17 protein-coding genes and 3 pseudogenes are annotated in these 26,738 nt (G+C 62.5%); 2 read left to right on the top strand and 18 right to left on the bottom strand.

Going from position 1 to position 26,738, the window contains the following annotated elements; genetic code table 11:
- Positions 1-91: 91 nt before the first annotated feature.
- The 15 genes and pseudogenes from BM321_RS24170 to BM321_RS31385 all read right to left on the bottom strand — a co-directional run.
- Positions 92-2,551: an autotransporter family protein gene (locus BM321_RS24170; protein ID WP_092445231.1), complete on the bottom strand. Its 2,460-nt coding sequence runs from the start codon at positions 2,549-2,551 to the stop codon at positions 92-94.
- 180 nt (positions 2,552-2,731) lie between these two features.
- Positions 2,732-3,496 (bottom strand): endonuclease/exonuclease/phosphatase family protein, encoded by a 765-nt coding sequence (locus tag BM321_RS24165; RefSeq protein WP_371856648.1) that lies wholly within the window; start codon positions 3,494-3,496, stop codon positions 2,732-2,734.
- Between the two features lie 252 nt (positions 3,497-3,748).
- Positions 3,749-4,513, bottom strand: a complete 765-nt coding sequence (locus tag BM321_RS24160) for a PIG-L deacetylase family protein (protein WP_092445226.1) — start codon at positions 4,511-4,513, stop codon at positions 3,749-3,751.
- Positions 4,514-4,764: 251 nt separating this feature from the next.
- Positions 4,765-6,924: a glycogen debranching protein GlgX gene (gene glgX, locus BM321_RS24155; RefSeq protein WP_092330264.1), complete on the bottom strand. Its 2,160-nt coding sequence runs from the start codon at positions 6,922-6,924 to the stop codon at positions 4,765-4,767.
- A 229-nt stretch (positions 6,925-7,153) separates the two neighbouring features.
- Complete coding sequence (locus tag BM321_RS24150) at positions 7,154-7,507, bottom strand: DUF2934 domain-containing protein (protein WP_092445224.1); 354 nt, start codon at positions 7,505-7,507, stop codon at positions 7,154-7,156.
- A 20-nt stretch (positions 7,508-7,527) separates the two neighbouring features.
- The gene (locus BM321_RS24145) at positions 7,528-10,314 is read right to left on the bottom strand and encodes a malto-oligosyltrehalose synthase (RefSeq protein WP_092445220.1); all 2,787 of its coding nucleotides are present in this window, start codon (positions 10,312-10,314) and stop codon (positions 7,528-7,530) included.
- Complete coding sequence (malQ, locus tag BM321_RS24140) at positions 10,311-12,389, bottom strand: 4-alpha-glucanotransferase (RefSeq protein WP_092445217.1); 2,079 nt, start codon at positions 12,387-12,389, stop codon at positions 10,311-10,313. The genes BM321_RS24145 and malQ overlap by 4 nt, the downstream gene beginning before the upstream one ends.
- On the bottom strand, positions 12,386-14,188 hold the full coding sequence (treZ, locus tag BM321_RS24135) for a malto-oligosyltrehalose trehalohydrolase (RefSeq protein WP_092445215.1): 1,803 nt from the start codon (positions 14,186-14,188) through the stop codon (positions 12,386-12,388). Before treZ ends, malQ begins: the two co-directional genes overlap by 4 nt.
- A 7-nt stretch (positions 14,189-14,195) precedes the next feature.
- Complete coding sequence (gene glgA / locus BM321_RS24130; protein WP_092445213.1) at positions 14,196-15,767, bottom strand: glycogen synthase GlgA; 1,572 nt, start codon at positions 15,765-15,767, stop codon at positions 14,196-14,198.
- Positions 15,768-16,415: 648 nt separating this feature from the next.
- Complete coding sequence (locus BM321_RS24125; RefSeq protein WP_092445210.1) at positions 16,416-17,378, bottom strand: D-2-hydroxyacid dehydrogenase family protein; 963 nt, start codon at positions 17,376-17,378, stop codon at positions 16,416-16,418.
- A gap of 11 nt (positions 17,379-17,389) precedes the next feature.
- Positions 17,390-18,421 carry an alpha/beta fold hydrolase gene (locus tag BM321_RS24120; protein ID WP_092445207.1) on the bottom strand — a complete coding sequence of 344 codons (1,032 nt, stop codon included), beginning with the start codon at positions 18,419-18,421 and terminating at the stop codon, positions 17,390-17,392.
- Between the two features lie 85 nt (positions 18,422-18,506).
- On the bottom strand, positions 18,507-18,941 hold the full coding sequence (locus BM321_RS24115) for a YqaA family protein (protein ID WP_092330245.1): 435 nt from the start codon (positions 18,939-18,941) through the stop codon (positions 18,507-18,509).
- On the bottom strand, positions 18,941-19,387 hold the full coding sequence (locus BM321_RS24110; RefSeq protein ID WP_060742242.1) for a DUF411 domain-containing protein: 447 nt from the start codon (positions 19,385-19,387) through the stop codon (positions 18,941-18,943). Before BM321_RS24110 ends, BM321_RS24115 begins: the two co-directional genes overlap by 1 nt.
- A 223-nt stretch (positions 19,388-19,610) precedes the next feature.
- Positions 19,611-20,138: pseudogene (locus BM321_RS31390) on the bottom strand (methyl-accepting chemotaxis protein); the annotation flags it as partial.
- A 333-nt stretch (positions 20,139-20,471) separates the two neighbouring features.
- Positions 20,472-21,551: pseudogene (locus BM321_RS31385) on the bottom strand (cache domain-containing protein); the annotation flags it as partial.
- Between the two features lie 292 nt (positions 21,552-21,843).
- Between BM321_RS31385 and BM321_RS24100 the strand changes: the two are divergent.
- A complete protein-coding gene (locus BM321_RS24100; protein WP_042731964.1) occupies positions 21,844-22,032 on the top strand; it encodes a hypothetical protein in 189 nt (62 codons plus the stop codon).
- A 9-nt stretch (positions 22,033-22,041) separates the two neighbouring features.
- On the opposite strand, the gene BM321_RS24095 is transcribed toward BM321_RS24100, so the two are convergent.
- Positions 22,042-22,422, bottom strand: coding sequence for a fe2+ zn2+ uptake regulation protein (locus tag BM321_RS24095; RefSeq protein ID WP_092199469.1), 381 nt, complete (start codon positions 22,420-22,422; stop codon positions 22,042-22,044).
- Positions 22,423-22,718: 296 nt separating this feature from the next.
- Here BM321_RS24095 and BM321_RS24090 point away from each other — a divergent pair, with 296 nt between their 5' ends.
- A complete protein-coding gene (locus BM321_RS24090) occupies positions 22,719-25,067 on the top strand; it encodes a bifunctional acylase PvdQ (RefSeq protein WP_092445205.1) in 2,349 nt (782 codons plus the stop codon).
- Positions 25,068-25,260: 193 nt separating this feature from the next.
- Here the strand turns inward: BM321_RS24090 and BM321_RS24085 are convergent, their stop codons facing one another.
- The gene (locus tag BM321_RS24085) at positions 25,261-26,262 is read right to left on the bottom strand and encodes a FecR family protein (protein WP_092445203.1); all 1,002 of its coding nucleotides are present in this window, start codon (positions 26,260-26,262) and stop codon (positions 25,261-25,263) included.
- Positions 26,263-26,395: 133 nt separating this feature from the next.
- A pseudogene (locus BM321_RS24080) lies at positions 26,396-26,738 on the bottom strand (transposase); the annotation flags it as partial.

Below are 26,738 nucleotides of genomic sequence, written 5' to 3'. Positions count from 1 at the left end.
AGTGGCATGATGAAATCAGCGCTAATAAAGCGCTGATTTCAATTGGTTGTTGTGGTGATTATTTGGGCGTCAAACCTCTGTCGTACCCTGCCTACCAACTGATCCGCAAACCGACGTTCCCCATGACACTGTGTTGCTGGTTGCTGTCGAGGTTTTGGCTGTAGTTCGCGCCGGCGTACAGGGCAACGGTGGGCGCCAAGCTCACGGTGACGCCAATCCCGAGGTCACCGGTGGAGGCGCGTTGTTGGGTCTCGACCCGTTCGCTGTCGTCGAATATCACCGAATCGGTGCCGGAAAACGTATGCCAGAGATTGGCGCGCAAGTACGGTTCCACGGGCATGCCGCTGACCTGGTAGCGGCCCTTGAGGCGCGCACCGAGGCGGCCGGTCCAGGCACCGTCGGAATCGAATTCGACCTTGGAGACCCCGTCGTTTTGCGTATCCAGGGAAACCTTTTGGTAGATGATCTGGGCCTGGGGTTCAAAGTCCCAGTCAGCGGTCACCTTGAAGGGGTAGCCAGTCTCTGCCGAAGCGGTCAAAGCGTGCCCGCGATTATCGATTTTCAGGCCGCGCTCGGAACGGTTGTCGCCGTTCAATCGGGTGCCCATCACCACGGTGTCGACGTAGCCGCCATTGGGGTCGGTGAGCGTCCAGTAGAGCCCGTAGCTGTCGCCGTCGAGCTCTATCTTGCCGGCGTGCCGGCCTTCGAACCCCAGGTTGAAGCCTTTGACATCGCCGTTCAATTCCGTGTGCCCGACGAAGAAGCCAATGCGCTGGGTCTGGCCGCCGGACAGAAGCGAGCTGTACAGATCGTTGCCCACCTGGAACCCCTTGATCGACCCATCGAACTGCGGCGTCACCGTGCCGGCCCAGGTTTTATCAAGGTCTACGCCATAGACCCGGCCCCAACCCGCGCCGAACGCGCCGGTTTCCGTGAGCAGGCGCTGGTCACCCTGACGGTCATGGAACGTACCGAGGGCCATCAACGTCAATTGCGCCGCCGCCGGAGGCAGCACCGACCAGGTCGGCACTTCCGGGCGATACAACGGGATGGGGGCCGCGCCGGGCACTGCGGTTGGCAAGGGCGGCAGAGCCGGGACGGGGGGCGCGCCCGGCGCGGGAGGCGCCGTCGGGATGGGCGCCGCTACCGGCCCGGCGACCACGGTGGAGCGCAGGTACCAGTTGTCTGGGTTGCCGCTCACGCCGCCCTTGAACAGACGGTAGTCGAACGCACCGGCCGAGACGGACTGCGCCAGCGAAAAGGCATTGACGTTACTGACCGCGCCACCCAGGGCCTGGACCACTTCGATGCCATCCTGGGTCGTCAGTGCACCCGTACCACCCAGGTTCGTGACCGTGATAGCGGTATTGCCGGTGAGCGTCCCGCCGTTGACCACCAGTTTGTCGCTGGCGGAGCCATCGGCGCCGACGGCCGTTTGCACATGCAACTGGCCATTGTCGCCGACGTAATTGCCCTGGACGGTAAGCGTGTCGTTGGTGCGGGTGTTGCCCTGGGTAAGGTCTATCGTGCCGGCGTTATTGAGTGTCGCCAGTTGACCGGCAGTAAAAGGGGCAATGACGCCTTGGGTCGCCGTCAGCGTACTGCCGCTCTCGATGTTGAGCGTCCCGGTGCCGGTGGCGCTGTCACCCAAGGTCAGCGTGTCGTTGAGGTCCAGTTGCGAGCCCTGGGTGAGGTTGACCGTTTCCCAGTTGAGATAACGGGCGCCGGTGCTGGAGGTGCTGCCACTGAAGGTCAAGACGTCCTGGCCCGCGCCACCGTTCAAGCTGGGTGTGGTAGCGAGCTGGGTTTCATTGAGGTTGCTCAATAATGCTGTGTCGCTGCCGTCACCCATCAGGATGGCCGAGTGAATGAGGCCGCCGCTCCACTGAAACTGGTCATCGCCGGCACTGGCCCGGACCTCGCCGAGGATTTCGCCACCGCTGACGGTAATGCTGTCGTTGCCGCCGCTGACACTGACATTGCCGCCGATGCGTCCCGCGGAGAGGATGATGGTGTCCTGGCCGAAACCGGTCACCAGGTTGCCGATGATGTTGCCGCCGGACATATCGAAAACGTTGTCGTCGAGCTTCATGTCGACCCGGCCGATGGTACCGCCCGTCATTCTGGCGATGTCGCCGTCTTCGAACGCATCGACGATGGTGCCACCGGTCATCAGGAATTGATCGAGGCCGTCGCCTTGGGCCAGGGAGAGGATCCTGCCGCCGTTCATGACGAAAGAGTCGGCTTCCGAGCCTTGCTCGACATCACCGTCAATCACGCCGTTGGCGTTGATCTCGAGGGTGTCGACGCCGGTGCCGAACGTGACATCGCCGGTAATGATGCCACTGCCGTTGGCGGGCATGGTCAGGCGGTTGTTACCTGAAAGATCCGTCAGCCCGGGACTGGTGCCGCTGTCGCAGACATAGGTGTCATCGCCTGCGGTTGGCGCCAGCGTGCAAGCCGCCATGGCGGCGGGTGCGGGTAACAGGAAGGGGGCTGACACCCACAAGGCGTTGAACAGCCGATTGAATCCTTTATCGTGCCGAATCATGTGCTATCCCTCTGCATCGGCATCCCCATGGATGCCGTTTCAGCATCGGTTGCGCAACAGATGGCACACAGGGCCTGGCAACGCTCGCTGTATGGAATGGCACGCTAACAACGAATAAAGGGCGTCGCTACTGTCAGAACTTACAGGTCCACGGACAGAAAGCGTAGGGGAAGGCGCGCTCTACAAATGCACTTCCACCGAAAGCGGCAGATGATCGCTCAGGTGGGTCCAGGGCTTGTTGCCCAGTATTTGCGGGGAATGGCTGCTGGCGTTGCGCAGGTAGATGCGGTCCAGGCGCAACAGCGGGAAGCGGGCCGGATAGGTCCTGGCGGGGCGGCCCAGGTGGTGCTCGAAGGCTTCGTGCAAGTAACCTCGGCGGGCGAGGGCGAGGTTGCCGCGCAGTTGCCAGTCGTTGAAGTCACCGGCAATGATCACCGGGGCGTCTTCGGGCAGCGAATCGAGCAATTGGCAGAGCAGTTTGAGCTGCAACTGGCGATGGCTTTCCAACAGGCTCAAATGCACGCAGATCCCGTGGACCGCGGCGTGGCCTGGCACATCCAGCACGCAATGCAACAACCCGCGCCGCTCGGGGCCGGTGATGGACACATCGAGATTGCGGAACTGGCGGATCGGGTACTTGGAAAGCAAGGCGTTGCCATGGTGGCCATTGGGGTAGACCGCATTACGGCCATAGGCGAAGTCGCTCCACATGCTGTCGGCGAGGAATTCGTACTGGGACGTCTGGGGCCAGTTGTCGTAGCGTGAGGCGTGGCGGTCATGTTCGCCGAGCACTTCTTGCAGGAACACCAGATCGGCGCCGGTACTGCGTACCGCTTCGCGCAATTCGGGCAGGATGAAGCGCCGGTTGAGGGCGGTGAAGCCCTTGTGAGTGTTGACCGTCAGGACCCGCAGCCGATGAACCGCCGCAGGCGCGTCCGATGGCATGGGTTCGACAGCTCGCCGATCGGGATCTTGAATCACGTTCACTCCTGAATCAGACGTACTTGTTCATGCGACTGATCCAAGACACCGGCAGTTCCGGATTTTTCGTGTCCCCACCGGGTTCATCGCATCTGGCCTGCCGCTATCGCGAGCAAGCTCGCTCCCACAGGGGGAGGTGCAAATCCAATGTGGGAGCGAGCTTGCTCGCGATAGCGGTGTATCTGACCACCGCCATCGCGAACAACAGGCAGGCGTTCAAATGAAGACAATCTCATAGGGCAAGCCCATCCGGTCAAGGATGACCCTGGGCAACAGTGGGGCGATGCCGCTCGCCGGTTCGCCGCTGAGTTGGCTGACATAGGCGTGCATGGCGTGACGTTTGCGGGCGGTGGTCCAGACGTCGAGGCGCAGTTTGCGGGCCCGGTGCCAGGGGATTTTATTCTGCTCGCGGACCGGCCAGTGCCAGGCCCATACCGGCAGCTCGTTGAACGCCACTCCGATCCTGTCGGCGGCCAGGGCTCCAGCGCGTCCGACAGTGTCGTGGTCGCTGTCGCCGTCCTGGCGCCAGGTGCTGAACACCACGTCACCGGGGTGCAGGTGACGGGCAATAAACGTGGCCAGTTCGGTTTCATGTTCGGCCAGGTTTTTTTCCGGGAAACCGCCGCGCACCCATTGCAGGCCATGGGCAGCGATGCCCAGGCGATGCAGGGCGTCGACGCTTTCCTGGGGGTGAGGGCGGTGCGCGCGCAGGCGTTCGTCGTTCCACAGCGGTGAGCCGGGGTGGGCGAGGGCGCCATCGGTGATCGAGATCAGCAACATGGGCTGGTCCAGGTTGTTCAGCAACTGCAGCAATCCGCCACAGGCCCCGATCTCATCGCCCGGGTGCGGGGCAAGGATGACGGCGCGTGCGCCGGCGGGAATGAGTGTCTGGGTACTGATGATCGGAATATCGGCCAGTTGCGCGGCACTGTTCCAGATTTGCGGGTGCTGCCGGCCAGGCAGGCGAGAGGCGGGCTTCATAAGCGACATCCTTGTGTGTATTCAATCTTTCAGCCATGCACCGGGCCTACTGTCCGATGGCACCGATGGGGCATGACTGCGATTCACAGCGCTCCGAATCCTGGAGACTACCGCAGGGGGAAGTATTGACCATGTCAGCCGATCCGTCTCGTGACATGTGCATCTGAGCTGCATTTTTTTCTTGAATCTGGACGGTGTGGAATAAAAAACCGCGTCCTTGCGGTTCCTTATGGCTGTTTACAGCAGGTATTTCAATCCTCTTCTTCGCGTTGCAGCTCGAACAGCAGCAGCGAGCGTCCGGTGACGGAGTATTCGGAATCGAAATCGAAGCGCTCCTGCCCACGAACGGTCGGCTGGTTGGTGTCGACCATACAGGTCCAGAAACTTCCCTCCGGGACCTCCGGCAAGCGGAAGTTGACGATGTCATGATGCGCGTTGACCACCAGCAGCAGTGTCGCATCGCCCCCTTTGCGCCGAATACCGGTTTCCTGGGCGCGGCCGTCCATCAGCATGCCGAGGCAGCGACCATGGCTGTCCTGCCATTGTTCGATGGTCATTTCGCTGCCGTCCGGGGCCAGCCAAGTCACGTCCTTGACGCCAATGTCCTCGTTGTAATTACCCACCAGGAAGCGTCCGCGTCGCAGGATCGGGTAGGTCAGGCGCAACTTGATCAGGCGCTTGACGAACTTGAGCAGCGTCGCGCCATCCTCGCTCAGGTCCCAGTTGACCCAGCCGATCTCGCTGTCCTGGCAATAGGCGTTGTTGTTGCCGTGCTGGGTACGGGCAAACTCGTCGCCGGCGACGATCATCGGCGTGCCCTGGGCCAGCAGCAGGGTGGCGAAGAAGTTGCGCATCTGCCGATGGCGCAGCGCATTGATCTCCGGATCATCCGTCGGGCCTTCGACGCCATGGTTCCAGGACAGGTTGTTATTGCTGCCGTCCTGATTGTTCTCGTCGTTGGCTTCGTTGTGCTTGTCGTTGTACGACACCAGGTCATGCAAGGTGAAGCCGTCGTGGGCAGTGACGAAGTTCACCGAGGCATACGGCCGCCGGCCACGCTGGTTGAACATCTCGCCCGAAGCGGTCATTCGGCTGGCAAAATCGGCGAGCTGGCCGTCATCGCCCTTCCAGAAGGCCCGTACCGTGTCGCGGAACTTGTCGTTCCACTCGACCCAGCCCGGCGGGAAGTGTCCTACCTGGTAGCCCCCAGGGCCACAGTCCCAAGGCTCGGCGATCATTTTCACCTGGCGCAGTACCGGATCCTGGCGGCAGGCGACGAGGAAGCTGTGGCGCTCGTCGAAACCGTCATGGTAACGGCCGAGAATGGTCGCCAGGTCGAAGCGGAAGCCATCGACATGCATTTCCGTGGCCCAGTAGCGCAGGGAGTCGGTGACCATCTGCAGCACGCAGGGATGGCTCAGGTCCAGGGTGTTGCCGGTTCCGGAGTCGTTGATGTAGTAGCGCTTGTCGTCGGGCATCAGCCGGTAGTAGGAGGCGTTATCGATGCCGCGCATGGACAGGGTGGGGCCCTGTTCGTTGCCCTCGGCGGTGTGGTTGTAGACCACGTCGAGGATGACTTCCAGGTTGGCCTCGTGCAGGTGGGCGACCATCTCCTTGAACTCGGCGATCTTGCCGCTGGCCAGGTAGCGCGGGTCGGGCGCGAAGAAGGCAATGCTGTTGTAGCCCCAGTAATTGGTCATGCCTTTGTGCAGCAAGTGCTGGTCATTGACGAAGGCATGGATGGGCAGCAGTTCCACCGAAGAGACACCCAGCTTGCGGATATGCTCCAGCACATCGTCGACCATCAGCCCGGCGAACGTACCGCGCAGGTTCTCGGGCACCGACGGGTGACGCATGGTGAGGCCGCGCACGTGGGTTTCATACAGGATGGTCTTGTCCCACGGCACGCTGACGCGCTGGTCGTGGCCCCAGGTGTGCGCGGGGTCGATGACTTTGCACTTGGGCACGAACGGGGCGCTGTCGCGCTCATCGAAACTGAGGTCGCCGTCGGGGTGGCCGATGGTGTAGCCGAACAGGGCTTCGGACCACTTCAATTGACCGACCAGTTGTTTGGCGTAGGGGTCGATCAGCAGCTTGTTCGGGTTGAAGCGATGGCCGTTCGCCGGATCATAGGGGCCATAGACCCGGTAGCCATAGATCAATCCCGGATGGGCATCCGGCAGATAACCGTGGTAAATCTCGTCGGTGTACTCCGGCAGCTCGATGCGTTCGAGTTCGACTTCGCCGGCATCATCGAAAATGCACAGTTCGACCTTGGTGGCATTGGCTGAAAACAGCGCGAAGTTGACCCCGAGGCCATCCCAGGTTGCACCCAGTGGAAAAGGCAGCCCTTCACGAATCCGCGAAGCCTCGATAACGGGCGGCGGCGTGGTTTTGTTTGGACGGGTCATAGTTGCTCCTGCAAAAAAACAGACAGATACAGCGATGCGGTTCACTCGAAAGGGATGGCATCACCCTTCAACTGTGGCGAGGGGTATTTATCCCGTTACGTGGAACAGAGTTGCTTCTTTGTGAGAGCAAGGCTGGCCCGCGACGAAGCGATGGGTTCCTCCGGACATCGAGGCGCCTGTTTCGCGAGCAAGCCTTGCTCCCAGCTGACGAGGAGATCGATAGGACGAATCAAACCGCCGGCGGCTTGCGCGGTGCCCGAGGTTTTTTGTCAGCGGCCTTGTTCGCCGGTGGCACGACCGCTGCGGTCGTCGCGGAAGGCTTGGCCGCTGGCTTGGCCTTGGGCGTGGTGTTTTTCGCGGCGGTCTTGGCCGCGGTGCCCTTGGTTGCGGCAGGCTTGGCGCCATCGGTCTTGCTGGCCGCCGATTTACTCGCGGCCTTGGGTGGCTTGCTCGGCGCCAGCGCTTCGGCTTCGGCCAGTTTGCGCGCCATCTCCCAGTGGCGTTTTTCCTGCCCGGCAGGCTTACCTTCGGACTCCCAGATCTGATAGGCGAATTCGCGAATGCGTTTATCGTCGGTACTCATCGCAGTGCTCCTGATTCAACTCAAGGTTGGATAAAGACATTGACCGGGAAATTCCCCAGCGCGGTGCTGATCAGCAGCTCCCTTTGGGGTGTGACTGTTGCGCTTGAAAAAAGTCCCTTCAGTTTTTCATCCTTGGCGGCGAACGGTAACGATACGCGGGTATCGCCCCAATCCGACGCAGCCACCAGCGGCACGGCACTGTTTTCCAGCAAATGCGCCGCATGGACAGGTACGACAACGATCGCTCGATGTTGCGAGTCCTCACGCATGAAGGCCAGTACCCGATGGGCCTGCTCACCGAGCACTTCCAGCGGTTGGTAGCGGCCCTGGCGCCACAGCTGCGGATACTCGGCTCGCACGGCCAGTGTCCGGGCGATCAATGCCTGTTTGATCCGGCCGTCACGCCAATCGCGTACCAACGCGGCTGGGGTGTTGTCGGCCTGCATCGCTTCGCGGCGTGCCTGGAAATCCACCGGGCGGCGGTTGTCCGGGTCCACCAGGCTGAAGTCCCAGAACTCGTTGCCTTGGTACAAGTCCGGTACGCCGGGTACGGTCATGCGCAGCAAAGTTTGCGCCAGACTGTTGAGGGCGCCCGCCGGCGCGACGGCCTGGACCGCCTCGGCGATGGCGCTGCGCAAGGGCAGCCCCTCATCGCCCAGCAGCAGGCGTTCGAGGAACATCTGGGTGGCTTGCTCATAAGCGTCGTTGACCGCCGCCCAGCTGCTTTGCAACTTGGCTTCGCGCAGGGCCTTGCGTTGCCATTGCCACAGGCGCTCGTTGTAGGCGGCCAGCGCCTGGTGGTCCTGGAGGTCGAGGTCCAGCGGCCAACTGCCGAGCAACGCCTGGTACAGGATCAGTTCATCACCGGCCGAGGGCGCCGCCGGGTCGCTGTGTAGCGAAGGCGAGAGGATGCGCCATTGCTCCACGCAGGCGGTGTACCAGTCGGCGCGCTCGCTGAGCACGGCCAGCCTGGCGCGGGTGTCTTCGCCGCGCTTGTGGTCGTGGGTGGCGGTGGTCATCAGGTTGTCGGGAAAATGCTCGAGGCGTTCGGCGCACACTTGGTGGAACGCCTGCGCCGGGGCGCTGAAATGCTCGGTGTCATAGCCTACGTCATTGCGCGACAGCAGCACCGCCGAGCGATAGAGGGCGGTGTCCTCCACGGCCTTGGCGGCGGCCGGCGAGGTCAGTTGCTGGAAGCGTACGCAAGCGTGGCGCAGGCGTTTGCGCTGGCTGCCGCGGGGGCGTTGCCGCCAAGGCATGCCACCGAGCCAGCCAGCCAGGCAGTCGAGCACCGGCCAGTCGGCTTCGCCGAGGGTTTGCCGGGCGCCTTCCAGGGCCTGGTTGAAAAACACCTCGTCTTCAGCGGAGCGTCCCAACGGCGTGATGTAGGTGCGATACACCGGGAAATGCACGATCAACTCCTGCAAGGCCCGCCGAATCGCACCCAGGGTCAGGTCGCGGGTCATCACATCGTCCCGGGCCACTTGCAGCAGGGCCTGGGCAACGCTTTCGAAATCCCCGGCCAAGGAGCCATTGAGTATCTGCTGGCGAGCCAGGCGGGCTTCTTCGATGAAGTGCGCCGGCCGCTCACTGTGCCGGCTCCAGAATTCGGCAAGGGGGGCGGCACCGGCCGGGTCATGCTGCAACAGCGAGACCTGGTTCATGAACTCGTAACCGGTACTGCCGTCGATGTTCCAGTCCCGCCGCAACGTCTCGCCATCGCCGAGGATCTTCTCGACGAAAATCGGCAGGTGTCGGGTCGGCGACAGCGAATTCACGCGTCGGCGCAATTTGCGGCAGTAACCACGAGGGTCGGCAAGACCGTCGATGTGATCGATCCGCAGCCCATCCACCAACCCTTCGCCGATCAATTCGAAGATCTTGGCATGGGTGGCTTCGAATACCGCCGGACGCTCGACCCGCAGCCCGCCCAATTCATTGACATCGAAAAAGCGCCGCCAATTGATGTCGTCCGCCGCGGTGCGCCAGCTGGCGAGCCGGTAGCTCTGGCGCTCCAGCAATTGATGCAGGCGTTCGAAACCCTGGGGCTGGGTAGCGTCGTAGCCAGCCAGGTTGGCCTCGATGGCGGCCAGGATGCCGGCGTGTGCCGCCAGGTCCCGCAACTCCGTTTGCAGCGGGCGGGCGAGGGCGTGGGCATCGGTCTGGTAATTCAGCGTGGTGAAGCGCTCAGCCAGGGTCTTGAGTGATTCGGCCTGTTCGACGGGCAGGGTTTCGGCGGGTTTGAGCAGCTCGCCGTAGTGCATCGGGCAAATCGGGAAGCGGTGTTTATAGTGTTCGACGTAGAAGCTGCCATCGGTGGCATCGAAGCGAAGTCGCAAGGTGCCTTCCTGCAAGGCCACGCCGTAGTCGCTGCCCAGGAACGGCAGCAACAACTGGCCTTCCATCAGCGGGTCGGGGGAATGCCACTGGATATCGAAGAACTCGCCGTAGGGGCTGAGTCGACCCCATTCCAACAGATCCAGCCACCAGGGATTGTCATTACCGCCGACAGCCATGTGATTGGAGACGATGTCGAGGATCAAGCCCATCCGGTGCTCGCGCAAGACTGCAACCAGGCGCTTGAGCGCGGCTTCGCCACCCAGCTCGGGGTTGACCAGGGTTGGATCGACCACGTCGTAGCCGTGCATGGAACCGGCCCGGGCCTTGAGCAGCGGAGAGGCATAAATGTGGCTGATGCCCAACGCGGCGAAGTACGGCACCTGGGGTATGGCATCGTCCAGGGTGAAGCCTTTATGGAACTGCAGGCGCAATGTTGCCCGCAGAGGTTGGATCAATGGCTGTTTCATCGGTCACGCTCGTTCGCCTGAAGTCGCGCGCAGGCGAGTATTTCCAGACGCCGGGCGGCGTCCGGGTGATCCAGCAACGCCTGGCTCTGTTGGGCCAGGCGGCGGCGCCAATTGGGATGGGTATCGATGGTGCCGGGCAGGTTGGCCTGCTCCTCAATCCCCAGGGCATCTTCGAGTGGCAGCAACACCAGCGGTGCGCGGGTGTGGCCGAGGAAGCGCACGCTGGCATCCAGCACCTGATCGGTCTCGCGGTGTTCTTCGCGAAAATTCTGCGGATCCTGATTCAGCACTTGGCGCAGACCTTCGCGTTCGCGCTCGCGGTGTTTGCGCCAGTCCATTTCGGTGTGGGAGTCGATCAGGTCCAGCCGGGCGTTCCAGTCGATGTCGTGACCGTGCCACCAGCCGTTGAGCGTCGGCAAGTCATGGGTGCTGGTGGTGGCCAGGGCGTTGTCCGGCCAGTCGAGGATGGGTTTGAAGTGGGTGTTGTCCTGTTCGAACAACAGCACGCGCATGCCGAGGATCGAGCGGGCGCTGAGTTTGTCCCGCAAACCATCCGGCACGGTACCGAGGTCTTCGCCCAACACGATGGCCTGGTGCCGATGGGATTCCAGTGCCAGCAAGCGCAACAGGTCGTCTACCGGGTAATACAGATAGGCACCGTCGCTGGGTGGGGCGTCGTTGGGAATCACCCAGAGCCGTTGCAAGCCCATGACGTGATCGATGCGCAAGCCACCGGCGTGGGCAAAGTTGGCCCGCAGCATTTCAATGAAGGCGCGAAAGCCGTTGCGCACCAGGCCTTCCGGGGAGAACGCCGAAATGCCCCAGCCTTGGCCGGAACGATTGAGAATGTCCGGCGGTGCGCCCACGGTCAACGAGGCGAGCAGCTCATCCTGCCGGCTCCAGGCCTGGCTGCCAGCGCCATCGGCACCTACCGCCAGGTCGGCGATCAGGCCGATGCCCATGCCGCTGGATTTGGCTGCGCTCTGGGCGCGTTCCAGGCAGCGGGCGATCAACCATTGGCAAAAGGCGTAGAAACCGATTTCGTCGGCATTTTCTTCGGCGAAATGGGCCAGGACCGCGCTGCGCGGATCGCGCCATTCTTCCGGCCACTGCCGCCAGTCGAGGCTTTCGCCCCGGGCGGCGCGTTCGGCCTGCAAGGCTTCGAAGCGGCAATGGTTTTCCAGGGCTTCGCCGCTGGTGTGGCGGAAACTGCTGAAGTCTTCATGCAGCGGGTGCGCGCCCTGGCTGAACCCGTCGTACAGGGCGCGGAGGATTTTCTGCTTGGCCTGGGCGGCGACTGGCCAGTCGATCAGCGGCTGCTCTTCCAGGTTGCGCAGTTGGTTGGTCAAGCCGGTGGCGTCGATGGCGGTGCGCAGGGCGCGTTCGCCGAGGATGGTGCCGGGGGCGGCGTACAGGCTGTTGAGGAACAGTCGGCTGGACGGCGAGTAAGGGCTGTAGCGCCCGGTGTCGCTGCTGAACATCGCGTGCATCGGGCTGATGGCAACGGCGTCGGCGCCGCGTTCGCCGGCCACCCGCACCAGTTCCTCCAGGGCCTGGGTATCACCGAAACCGCCGTCCCCGGGGCGTCGCAGGGCATACAATTGCGCGCTCAAGCCCCAGGCTCGGGGCGTCGGGTCGTCCACCGCATCGGCCACGCTGTAGCAGCGGGCAGGTGCGACGGCCAGAGTGAAATGCTGGCCCCGGATGTTGACGTGCTGATAACCCACCGGGACCATGCCCGGCAGCTTGCCGTCGGCATCGAGGTTCAGATTCAGCGTCGCGCCGTCTTCGAGTTTGATTTCGCAGGGTGTCCCGGCCTCGAAGTAGCGGCTCAAGTCCAGGCTGGCCCCGACATCGGCGGTGATCAGCGGTGGCAGTTGATGGTTCTGTTGATCTTTCTGCAACTGCAGCAGGCTGGCGTCGATTTCCTGGGCACTTCCAGCTGGGTGGCCGAGGCCCGTGAGGACCGAGCGCAAGACTGCCGCCGAGACTTTCTGGGCCCGGCCATTGGCATCGATCCAATCCACCGCCAGACCCGCTCGGCTGGCGAGGATTTCCAGTTGCGCATCGCTCATAGGCGCTCTCCAGTGATGTTGGGCAAGGTTGTCGCCTGCGTCAGACTGACCAGCGCGCTGTAGGGCGCAAGGACGCCCTGTTGCAACAGACCCACGACCTGCTGCGGATGTTCGAAAAGAATGCGTGCCTCTTCCGGGGCTTGGTGTGCGACGGGCTGGTCGCCAAGGTTCAGGTCGATGCGCAACACACTGCCATCGCCCAGTCGCCAGCGTGCGCTGACGGCACCATGGCCCAGTACATCGGCCCCCAGGGCCTGGGCACCGGGCAGGCGCGGGACGATCTCTTCACGGCGGATTTTCAGCAGTTGGCGATACAGCGCCTCGCTGGCCTGCTGCTCCGCACGTTGCGATTCCAGGCTTGGCCGTGAAACCTCGAAGGTGCTGGCCGCGTTGGGGTCGGGAATTCGCTCGCGTTTCTGCGGATCGGCAAAGGCACTGAACGCCTTGAACTCGTTGCGTCGGCCTTCGCGCACGAGTTCTGCCAGTTCGCCGTGATGACTGGTAAAGAACAGGAACGGTTGTTCGGCGGCCACCTCATCGCCCATGAACAGCAGCGGAATCATCGGTGACAACAGCAACAAGACAGTCGCTGCCTGCAAGGCCTGAGGCGGGGCGAGCTGATGCAGGCGTTCGCCCAGGGCACGGTTGCCGACCTGGTCATGGTTCTGCAGGAACAGCACGAATGCGCTCGGTGGCAGGTGACCGCTGGGTTCGCCCCGGGATTCGCCGTGGCGATTGGTGTGGCCCTGGAAGACAAAACCCTGGCTCAGGCACCGTGCCAGTTGTTCCGTCGGCTGCTCGGCATAGTCGGCGTAGTAGGCGTCGGTCTCGCCAGTCAGCAGTACGTGCAGGGCATTGTGGCCATCGTCGTTCCACTGGGCGTCGTAGCCCTGTTCCAACAGGCTGGCCTGGTTGTGTTCGTTTTCCACGGTCAGCCAGACATGCCGGCCCGGGTCCACCTGTTCGCGCACCCTGGCTGCCAGCTCCTGGAGAAAGTCCGGGTCTTCGATGGCGTGTACCGCGTCGAGGCGCAGGCCGTCGAAGCGGTATTCCAACAGCCACATGAGCGCATTGTCGATGAAGAAGTCCCGCACTTCGCGGCGGCGGAAATCGATCGCCGCGCCCCAGGGCGTGTGCTTGTCTTCGCGGAAGAAGCCCTTGGCATAGCGATGCAGGTAATTGCCGTCGGGGCCGAAGTGGTTGTAGACCACGTCCAGGATGACGGACAGCCCATGGCCGTGGGCGCTGTCGATCAGATGCTTGAGCTGTTCAGGCGTGCCGTAGGAGGCTTGGGGCGCGTAGGGCAGGACCCCGTCGTAGCCCCAGTTGCGATCGCCGGGAAACTGCGCCAGCGGCATCAGCTCGATGGCGGTGACGCCCAGCCCGGCCAGGCGGGCCAAATGCTGTTCGACACCGTTGAAGCCGCCCAGGGCGCCCACGTGCAATTCGTAGATGACGGCTTCGTGCCAGGGACGGCCACACCATTGGGTGTGCCGCCACGGGTAGGCATGGGGGTCGACCACCACGCTGTGACGGTCGATGTCGCCGGCCTGGGCGCGAGAGGCCGGGTCCGGCACCTCCAGCTCGCCATCGATGTTGTAGCGGTAGCGGGTGCCGGCGGGGCAACGGGTCTGGATCATGAACCAGCCGTCGGCTTGGGGCAGTAGCGGTATTGACTCTCCAGTGTCGAGTTCGACACTGACAAAAAAGGCATCCGGGGCCCAGAGGGCGAAGCGGGTGTGCTCGTCGTCCAGCGTGACCGCCCCGTGGGTCCATGTATCAGGCGTCCTTGACGTCATTGTTACCTCATTGTCTGGCCGATTTTCCCAGTGACTTCGCCACCAGCTGTTCGTAGAGTTCGGCGTAGGGTTCCACGGCCTGGCGCCAGTTGAACGGTGCCGACATGGCCCGGCAGCGCATGGCGTTGAGCAGGTCGGGGAACTCGAAGACCTTGAAGGCCCGGCTCAAGGCCTGCTGGTAGCTCTCCACGGTGGACTCATCGAACAGGAAACCGGTGACGCCATCTTCGATGGTGTCCGCCAGGCCTCCGGTATTGCGCGCCACCGGCAGCGAGCCGAAACGTTGGGCGTACATCTGGCTCAAGCCACAGGGCTCGTAGCGCGACGGCATTAGCAGGAAATCGCTGCCGGCGAACATCCGCCGGGCATCGGTTTCGTTGAAGCCGATGCGCACGCCGATGCGGCCGGGGAAGCGCAGTGCCAGTTCGCGCATGGCCTGTTCTTCCTCCGGTTCGCCGCGGCCGATGATGGCGATCTGGCCGCCGGATTCGACGATGAACTCGGCGACCGCTTCGGTCAGGTCCAGGCCTTTCTGGTAAACCAAGCGCGAAACCACGGCGAACAGCGGGCCAGTGGAGTCGTCGAGGCCAAACAGTTCACGCACATGGCTGGCGTTGACGGCCTTGCCTTCCCAGTCGCCCATGGCGAACTGACGGAACAGGTGGGTGTCGGTGGCCGAATCCCAGCTTTCATCGATGCCGTTGGGGATGCCGCTGAGCAAGCCTTGTTGGGTCTTGGCAGCCAGGAAACCGTCGAGTCCGCAACCAAACTCAGGGGTGGTGATCTCCTGGGCATAGGTGGCGCTGACAGTGGTGATGTGGCTGGAGTAGGCCATCCCGGCCTTGAGGAACGACAGTTTGCCGTAGAACTCCATGCCTTCCTGTTGCAGGGCGTGCTCGGGGATGCCCAGTTCCGGGCAGGACGCCAGGCTGACCACGCCCTGGTACGCCAGGTTGTGGATGGTAAACAGGGTCGGGGTGCGTTGCCCGCGCCAGTGCATGTAGGCTGGCGCCAACCCGGCTGGCCAGTCGTGGGCGTGGACCAGGTCCGGGCACCAGTGGATCTGCGCCAGGTTGGCGGCGATGTCGGCGGCGGCCAGGCCCAGGCGGGCGAAGCGAATGTGGTTGTCCGGCCAGTCGCGACCGTTGTTGGCGCCGTAGGGAGAGCCTTCGCGGGCAAACAGTTCCGGGCAGATCAGTACGTAGATCACCAGGCCGTCGGCCATGTCCATGCGCCCGATCTTGCAGGGCGGCAGTGCTGCGTGGCCACCCAGTTCGCCGACGATGTGGATCGGATTGCCGCTGTTCATCACTTGCGGATAGCCAGGGATCAGCACCCGGACATCATGCAGCCCCGCCATGGCCCGAGGCAGTGCCGAGGACACATCGCCCAGGCCGCCGGTCTTGACCAGGTCGGCGATTTCCGAGGTGACGAACAAGACTTTCTTGCGATTGGGATTCTGTCGAACGACAGGGAGCAGTGCCTTGCCGCCGGTGACCAGCACCGGGGCCGTCGGCGATCCGGCCGCCGGCGGTAATTGAGAACGGACTTGTTGTGGTTCCAAGGCAGCACTGATCATAAATATCTCCCATTTTCTCGATCTGTTTCCGGCACGCGCCAGAGCTGTTGTTTCATTGGCCGAATCCTGCGGCCAGGCGCACAAGCGCTACGCAAGGAAAGCGAACGGCTACCCAAACGCGACGAAGCGAATCAGCTGAAGGAGCTGTTGCAATGACCAGTGCAAGGACTGCACCAGTCGCTGTTGCCCTACCTCTAACCTGACCTGTCGCCGTTGCGAAAAGTTTCGACTTTTTTTCGTCCGGATGACCGGTCGGTTTTCTCCCCGGTTTGGCAGTCTAGGTCATATCCTAGAGCGGTGCGCCTCGGTTCGTCGCATTGTCCGACAATCACGTTTTTTAGCGGCAATGTCTTACACGACGAAGGGGAGTACGCACCGACGAAGTGCAGTTTCCTGCAAAGGAAAAAGTGTAGGGGGAGGGCGTTGGTTCATTGGCGTGCGCGATGGAATGGCGCGATGCACTATTGGAGGGCGGGTGGGGCGATGGCGTTTTGATGCCAACTATGGGCGCTCGAAACACGCAGTTTCGTGGGAGCGGGCTTGCTCGCGAAGGCGGTCTGTCAGTCACACATTTGCCCGACTGATACACCGCCTTCGCGAGCAAGCCCGCTCCCACAGAAGGAGTTGTCCTGAGTATTTGGGTAGGGTTCAGCCCGCCGGCGTCAGCAACCGAGTCGGCTGGCCCGCCGCCCAGGCCAGCAGGTCTTCGATCATCTGGGAATAGAACTGCTGGTAATTCTGTCGGCTGACATAACCCACATGAGGCGTGGCCAGCACGTTCTCCAAGGTGCGGAATGGATGGGCCAGCGGCAAGGGCTCCTGGGCGAAGACGTCCAGGGCGGCGCCGGCCAGGCGCCGCTGCTGGAGGGCCTCGATCAGGGCGGTTTCATCGACGATCGGCCCGCGGGAGGTGTTGACCAGCAGCGCCTCGGGTTTCATCCAGCCCAGCGCCTGGGCATCCACCAGGCCGCGGGTGCGTTCGCCGAGCACCAGGTGGATCGAGAGAATGTCGGCCTGTTCGAACAACGCCTGCTTGCTGACGTAGGTCACGCCCACTTCGGCGGCCCGTTCGGCGCTGAGGTTCTGGCTCCAGGCGACGACCCGCATGCCGAACACCTGGCCGAACTGTGCCACCCGTGTACCGATGCTGCCCAGGCCGAGGAGCGCCAGTGTCTTGCCGTGCAGGTCGCCGCCCAGGCCTTGCTGCCACAGGCCGGCGCGCAAGGCGTTGGCTTCCTGCACCAGATTGCGGACCAGGGCCATGATCAGCGCCCAGGTCAGTTCGGGCGCGGCATGCTTGTAGCTGTCGGTGCCACACACTTGGATGCCCAGCTCGGCGGCGGCCTTCAGGTCCAGGGCGGCATTGCGCATGCCGCCGGTGAGCAGCAGCTTGAGATTGGGCAGGCGGCGCAGCAGGCCTTCGTCGAACACCGTGCGTTCGCGCATCACGCAGATCACCTCGAAGTGCTGCAAGCGTTCGGCGAGGGTGTCGCGGTCGGCGGGATAGTCGTGGAGGAAGGTCACGTGGCCGACGCTGTCCAGCACCGACCAATCCACCACACTGCGTGCCACATCTTGCCAATCGTCTATGACTGCTATTTGCACCGCCATGGAACACCTCGTCAGGGAATGGGTTTGTCCAGCCAGCCCAGCAGGGCCTTGTGGAACCGATCCGGCTCTTCCATCTGCGGGGCATGCCCCAGATTGGGGAACTCCACCAGGGTCGAGCGGGGAATCAGCCCGGCGGTCTGCTTGCCCAATACCTCGTAGCGGCCCAGCTTGGCCTTTACCGCCGGCGGCGCGACGTCGCTGCCGATGGCGGTGGTGTCGGAGGTACCGATCAACAACAGGGTGGGTACGGTCAGGTCCTTGAACTCGTAATAGACCGGCTGGGTGAAGATCATGTCGTAGATCAGCGCCGAGTTCCACGCCACTTGTGTATGACCCGGGCCCTTGTTCAAACCGGCGAGCATGTCCACCCAGCGGTCGAACTCAGGTTTCCAGCGGCCGGCGTAATAGGTCGTGCGCTCGTAATTGCGAATGCCCTCGGCGGTGACTTTCAGCTCACGGGCGTACCATTGGTCCACGGTGCGGTAGGGCACGCCCAAGGCTTTCCAGTCTTCCAGGCCAATGGGATTGACCATCGCCAGGCGCTCGACCTGATCGGGGAACTGCAAGGCGTAACGGGTGGCGAGCATGCCGCCGGTGGAATGGCCGAGGACGATGGCTTTCTGTACACCGAGGGTCTTGAGCAAGGCCTGGGTGTTGGTCGCCAGTTGCTGGAAGCTGTACTGGTAATGCTCGGGTTTGCTCGATGTGCAGAAGCCGATCTGGTCCGCGGCGATGACCCGGTAGCCGGCTTCGCTCAGCACCTTGATCGAATCGCCCCAGGTGGCGGCGCAGAAATTCTTGCCGTGCATCAGCACCACGGTGCGGCCATTGACCTTGCCTTGGGCCGGCACGTCCATATAGCCCATCTGCAACGATTGGCCCTGGGACTGGAAGGCGAAGTGCTTGAGGGTATAGGGGTATTCGAAGCCCTCCAACTGGGCGCCGTAGGCCGGGCCTTCCGGCGGGGTGGCGGCCTGGGCGAGCAGGGGCAGGGCGGCGCTGAGCAAGAGGCTGGGCAACCAGCGCGTGGGGGTTCGGGACATGGTCAATCTCCTTGTGGCCGCCGCCGATCCTGGCGCGACCCGATTATGGCGACATTAACCACAGGCAACCGAACGGCCCGAATGTTCAACCCATCCAGCCCAGCGTGGCCAGGGCGAGAACGCCATAGCGTAAGCCTTTGGCAACGGTCACGATCAGCAGGAAGCGGCGCCACGGCTCACCCATCACCCCGGCCACCAAGGTCAACGGATCGCCGATGATCGGCAACCAACTGAGCAGCAGCGACCAGCGGCCGAAGCGCTGGTAATGCATGCGAGCCTTGTCCAGGTGCGTCGGGCTGACCGGAAACCAGCGTCGGTCCTTGAAGTGTTCCAGGCGTGTGCCCAGCCACCAGTTCACCAGCGAACCCAGGACGTTGCCGAGCGTGGCGACCCCCAGCAACAACCAGACAGCGTGGCGCTCGCCGAGCAACAGACCGACCAACAAGGCCTCCGATTGCAGCGGCAGCAAGGTCGCCGCGCCAAATGCCGCCAGGAACAAGCCGATATAGGCTTGGCCCATCAGTGGGCCGGGTAATCCGCCACTACGGTTTGAGTCCCGTCTTTTTTCAGGCCGATCACTTGATAAGCGTCGCTCATGCCGTCCATCTCCATGCCGGGCGAGCCCATGGGCATGCCCGGTGCGGCCACGCCGAGCAAGTCATCGCGTTTGCTCAGGGCCAGCACCTGGTCGGCCGGGACATGGCCTTCGACGAATTTGCCGTTGATTTCGGCGGTGTGGCAGGAGCGCAGGTTCGGCGCCACGCCCAGGCGTTGCTTGACCGAACTCATGTCGGCCTCGACATGGTCGTTGACCTTGAAGCCGTTTTCTTGCAAATGCGAGATCCACTTTTTGCAGCAGCCGCAATTGGCGTCACGGTGCACATCAATGGTGACCGGTTCGGCGGCCTGGGCCAGGGTGGTCATGAACAGGGCGCTCAAGGCGAGCAGGTGCAGGGGGTTGGCCATGAAGGAGGTCTCGTGTCGAACGGTTTGGCGCAAGGATAACAGAGAGTAGCGAGCACGAGCTGACAGGGGGCTGAGGCAGGGACTACAGAATTGTCAGGTTGGGAGGGCGAATACAGTTCTGTGGGAGCGAGCTTGCTCGCGATAGCGGTTTGTCAGTCACAACCTTGCAACTGATCCGACGCTATCGCGAGCAAGCTCGCTCCCACAGGGGGATGGTGAGGTTTTAGCGAACCTTGAACCTACCCATGATCTCATTCACCCGTGTGTTGGCTTCCAGCAGTTGCCGGGTGTTGGTTTCGCTGGCCAGGCCACTTTCCACCAGTTCCTCGACCATGTGGCGGATTTGCACCATGCTGCGATTGATCTCCTCGGTCACCGCGCTCTGTTGCTCGGCGGCCGTGGCGATCTGGGTGCTCAGGCTGTTGATCTGGCTGACCGAGCCGGCCATTTCGTCCAGGCCCGAGTTGACGCGCGAGGTTGCGTCGGCGGCTGACTGGCAGCTGGCCTGGGTGTTTTCCATGGCCGAGACCGACGAACTCACGCCTTGGGTCAGGCGGGTCAGCATTTCGTTGATTTCCGAGGTGCTGGCCTGGGTGCGGGCGGCGAGGGCGCGGACTTCGTCAGCCACCACGGCAAAACCACGGCCTTGCTCGCCAGCCCGGGCGGCTTCAATGGCGGCGTTGAGGGCCAGCAGGTTGGTCTGTCCGGCGATGGCGCCGATCACACCCAAAATCTCGGTGATGCGCTGAGCGTCCTGTTGCATGCTCTCGACTTTGCGGGTGGCGCTGGCCACTTCGTCGATCAAGGCCACCACACTGTTGGAGGCCTCACCGACCACCACGCGGGAGCGATCGGCATGCTCGTTGGCGCGTTGGGTGAACGCCGCGGTCTCGGCCGCGTTATGCGCGACGCTTTCAGCCGTGGAGCTCATCTGGGTGATGGCCGTCACGGTCTGGTCGGTTTCCGAGGCGTGGCGCATCAGGATTTCGCTGGTGTGGGCCGAGGTCCGCTGCAGATCGCCCAGGCTCGACGCCATGGCGCCGGTGGCCTGGGTGACTTCACCGATCATGCCTTGCAGGTAAGCGATGAAGCGGTTGACCGAGTGCCCGATCGCGCCCAATTCATCCTCGGCCCGGATGGTGATGCGTCGGGTCAGGTCGGCATCGCCAGTGGACAAGGCGTCGATGTTGCCTTTGAGGACCTTCATGCGATGGGTCAACTGGCGGATCGCGTACAGCTGCATCAAGACCAACAGGATGACCATCGGGATCTGCAACAGGCTCAGTGTGCTCAGCACGTCATCGCGCTGGGCCGTGATCAGGCGGGTCGGCAAGGCGGTGGCAAGGAACCACGGCGAACCTTCGATAGGGCGCATGAAGAAGGTACTGGCCTCGCCCTTGTTGTCGAACTCCACGCGTTGCAGCGGTTGGTCGCGCTTGGCCAGGCCCGCCTTGACCTGGGCGGCGAATGGCGAGGTGGCCGCCAGTTCGCTGATGTTCTTCAGCACGATCGGCCCGCTGATGCGCGAACTGTTGCTGATGATCTTGCCGTCGCCCTCGACGATCAGCATCTCGGCGCTCAGCTCGGCTTCCTTGCGTGCCACCAGCTCATTGAAGAAGCCCAGGGTCACGTCGATGGTGGAAACGCCGTAAGGCACGCCGTTTTTCTGGATGGCCATGGCGCAGTTGGTGCGTGGTTCGGCGCTGGCGTCGTCTTTGTAGGCCGCGGCCCAGGCGCATTTGCCCGGTGGAGTGGCCATGCCGCCCTTGTGCCAGGGTTGTTCGTAATAGTTGGGCGCGGCGTCACTGTTCCAGAAGGTATTGACCACCAGTTTGCCGGACGCATCGCGGTGCCAGAACGTGCTGAATTTGCTGCGTCCCTCGGCCCGCTGGTTGGGCAAGGGCCAGATCCCGCCGCCGAAGACTTTCAGCTCGCCGTACTGATCCACCAGCCCCGGCAACACTTTGTCGATGGCATCGCTGTCGAGCAGCGGGATGGTCTGGGTAATGCTGCGTTGCTGCGCCTGCACCTTGTTCAGTTCGCCCTGGATCTGCTCGGCAACCTCGGCGATGCGGTTAAGTGCCACTTCCTCTTCAGTCTGGCGCAGCTTGGGCGCGACCAGGTAACTGATGCCCACCACGGTCAGGAGGGACACCACCAGCATGAAAACAACCAGAAACAGGGTATAGCGAGCCTGGATCGTTCGGAGTGAGGGCATACGGGGAATCCTTGCACGAAGGCGATTTCTGAAACTGGCGGATGGGCAGTTCCGTATATATCGGCCTGAGGGGGCGCAGCTTTAGATGTCAGTCAGCCAAGGGATAAAACGAGCGGATTGCACGAAGACACGCCTTCGGCTGTACCATGGAGCCCCGTTGGTGAGTCGTCATTCCGGTAGATGAGGTATGGATCGGCAAGCCTTCGGATACAGAACGGATACATTCAGGAAATTGGCAATGACTCATTCGCAACGTTTGAAATACTCGATTCTGATCGTCCTCGTCGTCTTGGCAATCATGCTCGGGCTGTCCTGGATGCAGGGCAAGGGCATGATCAGCGAGCAGCTGTTTCAATACATCGCCATTGCCGTGGCGGTCATCGTGGTGGTGATCAACGGCGTGATGCGGCGCAAGGTCAAGCCCTGAGCGCCGGCTTCATTCCTCGGCCTCGAGCACGGCCAGCGCGCTGGGGTGCAGGCGGTAGCTTTTATCGGGGTTGAGGGTCACGACACCCTCGCTGCACAGGCGCTTCAACACCTCGCGCACGCTGAGAAAGGACAACGGAATGTCCAGCCCCAGTAACTGACTGTGCACACCACGCACGCCCAGGCAGCGGTTTTCGTGGGCGGCCTTGAGCAACGCGTCGATGACTTTGAGGCGAATCAGGCTGGTCCTGAGCCCGAAGCTCTTGAGCAGGCGCCTGATATGGTCATTGCCGCCGCGCTCTGGCGGTCTCTCGAATTCACGGTGGGTGGCGCTCAGCGGGACGCCGGTCGGCCTTGGCTTGCCCTCCATGGGCAGTTGCGCGTTACGCATGCAGAAACTCCTTACCAGCCAGATCAGAAAAGGTCACGAATGCTCTCCTGTTATAGGACGAACGAGGATGGGCAATCATGAGGGCGGTGATGTGAAAAAATTGCCCCTGCTTCGTCAAACCCCCGTATTCAAGCGGCGTGCGGCCATTAATTTTTTTTCATCCGGTTCGTTTTCAAGGTAGGCGCATTCCGGTTCAGTACGCGGCGTGTGATTTCCCAGGCGGGCCGAGTGCTTGTTTACTGGCGCACCGGTAGCCGTCCTGGTTTCTGCAGTTTTCATCAGGAGTGAACGTGAGAATGTCCGGGCAGTTATCGAGGGTTGGCCTTGCAGGTGCTTTTCTAGGGATCGCCCTCGGGCTCAGCCCCGTGGTCAATGCACAGGACGATGGGCAACAGGCCAGTGCCGAGATCCGTCGCACCCGTTTTGGCGTGCCACATATCCGGGCTCAGGACGAGCGTGGGCTGGGTTATGGCATCGGTTATGCCTACGCCCAGGACAATCTGTGCCTGCTGGCCAATGAGATTGTCACGGTCAATGCCCAGCGCTCGCGTTATTTCGGGCCCGAGGAGGTCACGGTCGAGCAGCGGCAGAACCGCGTCAGCGATCTGTTTTTCAGTTGGCTCAACACGCCGCAAGCGGTCTCCGGTTTCTGGCAGGCCCAGACGCCTCAGGTGCAGCAGCTGGTCGAAGGCTATGCGGCGGGTTACAACCGCGCGTTGGCCGAGCGCAAGGCCAAGGGCCTGCCCGAGCAATGTGCCAGCGATTGGGTGCGGCCGATCACCGCGCTGGACCTGGTCAAATTGACCCGTCGGTTGTTGGTGGAAGGTGGCGTCGGCCAGTTCGCCGAAGCCCTGGCTGGGGCGCAACCGCCCCAAGGGACGGCACGCGCGGACGCCCCGGTCGCCGGTTTCGCCGTCGCCGCAACCCGGCAGCAGCGTTTTGCCCTGGAGCGTGGCAGCAATGCCCTGGCCATCGGCAGTGAACGTTCGTTCAACGGTCGCGGGATGCTGCTGGCGAACCCGCATTTTCCGTGGGTGGGCGGCATGCGTTTCTACCAGATGCACTTGACCATTCCCGGCAAGCTGGACGTCATGGGCGCGGCGCTGCCAGGCCTGCCGATGATCAATATCGGTTTCAGCCAGCACCTGGCCTGGACCCACACCGTCGACAGTTCCAAGCATTTCACCCTATACCGGCTGCAGCTCGACCCGAAAGATCCGACCCGCTACCTGCTCGATGGCAAATCCGTGCCGATGAGCCAGCAGGCGGTGGCGGTGGACATCAAGCAACCCGACGGCCAGGTGCAGACGGTTTCCCGCGTGGTCTATGGCTCGCAGTTCGGCCCGATCGTGCAATGGCCCGGCCGGCTGGACTGGGACAACCGGTTCGCCTACAGCCTGCGGGACGCGAACCTGGAAAACGATCGCGTGCTGGCCCAGTGGTACGCCATGAACAAGGCCGTTACCCTCAAGGATTTGCAGGACACTGTCCATAAGATCCAAGGCATTCCCTGGGTCAATACCCTGGCGGTGGACGACCAGGGGCAAAGCCTCTACATGAACGTGTCGGTGGTGCCGAACGTCGACGCCGACAAACTGGCCCGGTGCAGCGATCCCAGGGCCGGGTTGCAACTGATCGTGCTGGATGGCAGTCGCAGCGAATGTGCCTGGGGCAGCGATTCCAACGCCGTGCAAAAGGGCATCTATGCCGCCGACAAGCTCCCGCAGTTGCTGCGCCGCGATTACGTGCAGAATTCCAACGATTCGGCCTGGATGGTCAATCCTGCGCAGCCGTTGTCCGGTTTTTCCCCGGTGATCAGCCAGCAAGGCCAGCCGCTGGGCCTGCGGGCGCGTTTTGCGCTGGAGCGGGTGGGCCAGTTGGCCAAGGATGGACCGGTGAAGGTGGAGGATTTGCAGCGCATGGTCATGGACGATCAGGTTTACCTGGCTGACCAGGTGATGCCGGACCTGCTCGGCGTTTGCGCCGGTGACCTGGGGGGCGATGCGTCGGCATTGGCCGAAGCCTGTGCCAGCCTCAAGGCCTGGGATCGCAAGGCCGGCCTGAACAGCGGGCTGGGCTTGGTGTACTTCCAGCAGATCATGGAACGGCTGCAGGCGGTGCCGGATTCATGGCGCGTTGCGTTCGATCCCAAAGACCCGCAACGCACCCCGCGCGGCCTGGCGATCGAGCGACCGCCGGTGCTCAAGGCTGTGCGCGAGGCCATGCTGGCTTCGGTGGCGGCGGTGAAGGTTGCGGGGTTGTCGAAGGACAGCCGATGGCAGGACGTTCAGGTGGCCAGCAGCGGCAGCCGACAGACGCCGATCCACGGCGGCCCCGGGGAGTTGGGCATCTATAACGCGATCCAGAGCGTGCCGGGGGCGAACGGCAAGCGGGAGGTGGTCAGCGGTACCAGCTACCTGCAAGTGGTGACGTTTGACGGTAAAGGTCCGCAAGCCCAGGGATTGTTGGCATTCTCCATTTCCAGCGACCCCGCTTCGCCGTATTCGTCCGACCAGACCCAGGCGTTTTCGCAGAAGCAGTGGAGTGTGCTGCCCTTCACCGAACAGCAGATCAAGGCCGATCCGCATTATCAGGCCGTGATTATCCGTGAGCGTGATGAGGCGGGCAGGGTGGCGACGCAGTAACCGCTGTTGTGCTTGCAGGCATCATCGCGAGCAAGCTCGCTCCCACAGGGGAGTTGCGTCGTTCACATAACCTGAGTCCACCACACTTCCAATGTGGGAGCGAGCTTGCTCGCGATGGGGGCGGTACTTCAAGAACGAGTCAGGCTGATTCACCGCTATCGCGAGCAAGCTTTGCTCCTACAGGGGGAGACTTTCAGTTATGGACCGGCCGCTGCCCGATGGGGTTGAGCACCGGGTTGCCGTCCTTGTTCTGGGTCAGGTAGACCGGCAGGACTTTGGGCAACGAAGCCACGAGGTTCTGTACTTCGCTGATGTTGTAGACACCGCCGACACGCAGGCCGCCGGTGCTGTTGTCAGCGAGCATGACGGGACGCTCGAGGTAGCGGTTGATCAGCGGTAGCGCATCGCTCAGGGCGAGGTCATCCAGCACCAGCTTGCCGGTGCGCCATGCCAGCGAGCTGTCGTTCGCGGCTGTCTCGCGGACTTGGGGCTGATAGTCGCCCGCCTTGTAGCTTGCCTGCATGCCCGGCGAAAGTTGCAGGCCGTTACGGCTGAGCGCTTGGTTGCTGGTGACCCTGACCGAGCCTTCCACCAGCGTGACCCGCACCTGGTCCTGGTACATCCAGACATTGAAGCGAGTACCGGTCACATGCACCTGGCCTTGGCCCGCGCGCACGACAAACGGATGCTGTTTGTCATGGCTGACATCAAAAAACGCCTCGCCCTTTTCCAGGGTTACCCGGCGCTCGTTCTTGTAGTTGGCGAAGGTCAGCTCGCTGCCCAGGTTGAGTTCCACTTGGCTGCCGTCACTCAAGGTGACATGGCGCACGCTCGTGCCGGCTTCGAACCGCTGGTAGGAATTGGCGATCCAGTCCAGGTTCCAGGCGGTGTAGGCAGCCAGGGGCAGGCCGACGACGAACACTGCGGCCGCGACAGCCAACCGGCTCCAGCGCGACCGGAGCCTGGACGCTGGAGTGGCGGCCATGGCCTCGACGCGCGGCAGATGATCGGCGACATCCCAGATTTCCAGCATGGCTTCGTATTCGAAAGCATGCAGGGGATCGGCATCGTGCCACTGCTTGAATGCCTGCCGTTCGGCATCGGTGCAGTCGACGGCATGCAATCGCATGCACCAATGGGCTGCGGCATCGGTAATGGCGTCGTATTCGGCTTCCGAGAGGGTATGTTCGGTCATTGATTCGTCCTGGTTTGCCGCATTCTAACCTTCGGCATGAGCTGCCGAGAACTGCCGTCATGGCGTTTGCGCATCAATGAGCCTGTTTTTTTTGCTCAAACAACAGTCGTAGCCAACCATCGCATGGGGTTGTCTAGTCCTGAAATAGGTTTACACCTGTTTCACCCTAACGCCCGATGCACCGCATCGGGCGTTTTGTATTTCAAAGACAGGTGAGGTCGCTCGCCGTTATAGATCGATATCGACTCACTCACCATCTTCTTCGCTTGCAGCAAACCCTGCGGTCGCTGGAGCATAAGCTCTGTCTTTAGTATCCCGTTGACCCGCTCTGCCAAGGCGTTTTGGTAGCAGTCATAGCCGTCCGTCATTGAACATCGAATACCGTATTTCGCGTGCAGCGCTTGGTACATCCCCGAGCAATATTGGATACCTCTATCTGAGTGATGCACCAACGGCTGCTCTGTCCGACGGTGCTT

This window comes from Pseudomonas sp. NFIX10, assembly GCF_900111955.1.
GTDB classification, from domain to species: Bacteria; Pseudomonadota; Gammaproteobacteria; order Pseudomonadales; family Pseudomonadaceae; genus Aquipseudomonas; species Aquipseudomonas fluorescens_AA.
This window is presented reverse-complemented; position numbering and strand designations above follow the sequence as displayed.

Bases quoted from the DNA above. Each gene is read 5' to 3' on its own strand.
- BM321_RS24170 (WP_092445231.1), bottom strand. From the start codon at position 2,551: ATGATTCGGCACGATAAAGGATTCAATCGGCTGTTCAACGCCTTGTGG.
- BM321_RS24125 (WP_092445210.1), bottom strand. From the start codon at position 17,378: ATGGCGGTGCAAATAGCAGTCATAGACGATTGGCAAGATGTGGCACGC.
- BM321_RS24160 (WP_092445226.1), bottom strand. From the start codon at position 4,513: ATGAAGCCCGCCTCTCGCCTGCCTGGCCGGCAGCACCCGCAAATCTGG.
- BM321_RS24120 (WP_092445207.1), bottom strand. From the start codon at position 18,421: ATGTCCCGAACCCCCACGCGCTGGTTGCCCAGCCTCTTGCTCAGCGCC.
- BM321_RS24115 (WP_092330245.1), bottom strand. From the start codon at position 18,941: ATGGGCCAAGCCTATATCGGCTTGTTCCTGGCGGCATTTGGCGCGGCG.
- glgA (WP_092445213.1), bottom strand. From the start codon at position 15,767: ATGATCAGTGCTGCCTTGGAACCACAACAAGTCCGTTCTCAATTACCG.
- BM321_RS24095 (WP_092199469.1), bottom strand. From the start codon at position 22,422: ATGCGTAACGCGCAACTGCCCATGGAGGGCAAGCCAAGGCCGACCGGC.
- BM321_RS24165 (WP_371856648.1), bottom strand. From the start codon at position 3,496: ATGCCATCGGACGCGCCTGCGGCGGTTCATCGGCTGCGGGTCCTGACG.
- BM321_RS24100 (WP_042731964.1), top strand. From the start codon at position 21,844: ATGACTCATTCGCAACGTTTGAAATACTCGATTCTGATCGTCCTCGTC.
- malQ (WP_092445217.1), bottom strand. From the start codon at position 12,389: ATGAGCGATGCGCAACTGGAAATCCTCGCCAGCCGAGCGGGTCTGGCG.
- BM321_RS24150 (WP_092445224.1), bottom strand. From the start codon at position 7,507: ATGAGTACCGACGATAAACGCATTCGCGAATTCGCCTATCAGATCTGG.
- BM321_RS24090 (WP_092445205.1), top strand. From the start codon at position 22,719: ATGTCCGGGCAGTTATCGAGGGTTGGCCTTGCAGGTGCTTTTCTAGGG.
- glgX (WP_092330264.1), bottom strand. From the start codon at position 6,924: ATGACCCGTCCAAACAAAACCACGCCGCCGCCCGTTATCGAGGCTTCG.
- BM321_RS24145 (WP_092445220.1), bottom strand. From the start codon at position 10,314: ATGAAACAGCCATTGATCCAACCTCTGCGGGCAACATTGCGCCTGCAG.
- treZ (WP_092445215.1), bottom strand. From the start codon at position 14,188: ATGACGTCAAGGACGCCTGATACATGGACCCACGGGGCGGTCACGCTG.
- BM321_RS24110 (WP_060742242.1), bottom strand. From the start codon at position 19,387: ATGGCCAACCCCCTGCACCTGCTCGCCTTGAGCGCCCTGTTCATGACC.
- BM321_RS24085 (WP_092445203.1), bottom strand. From the start codon at position 26,262: ATGACCGAACATACCCTCTCGGAAGCCGAATACGACGCCATTACCGAT.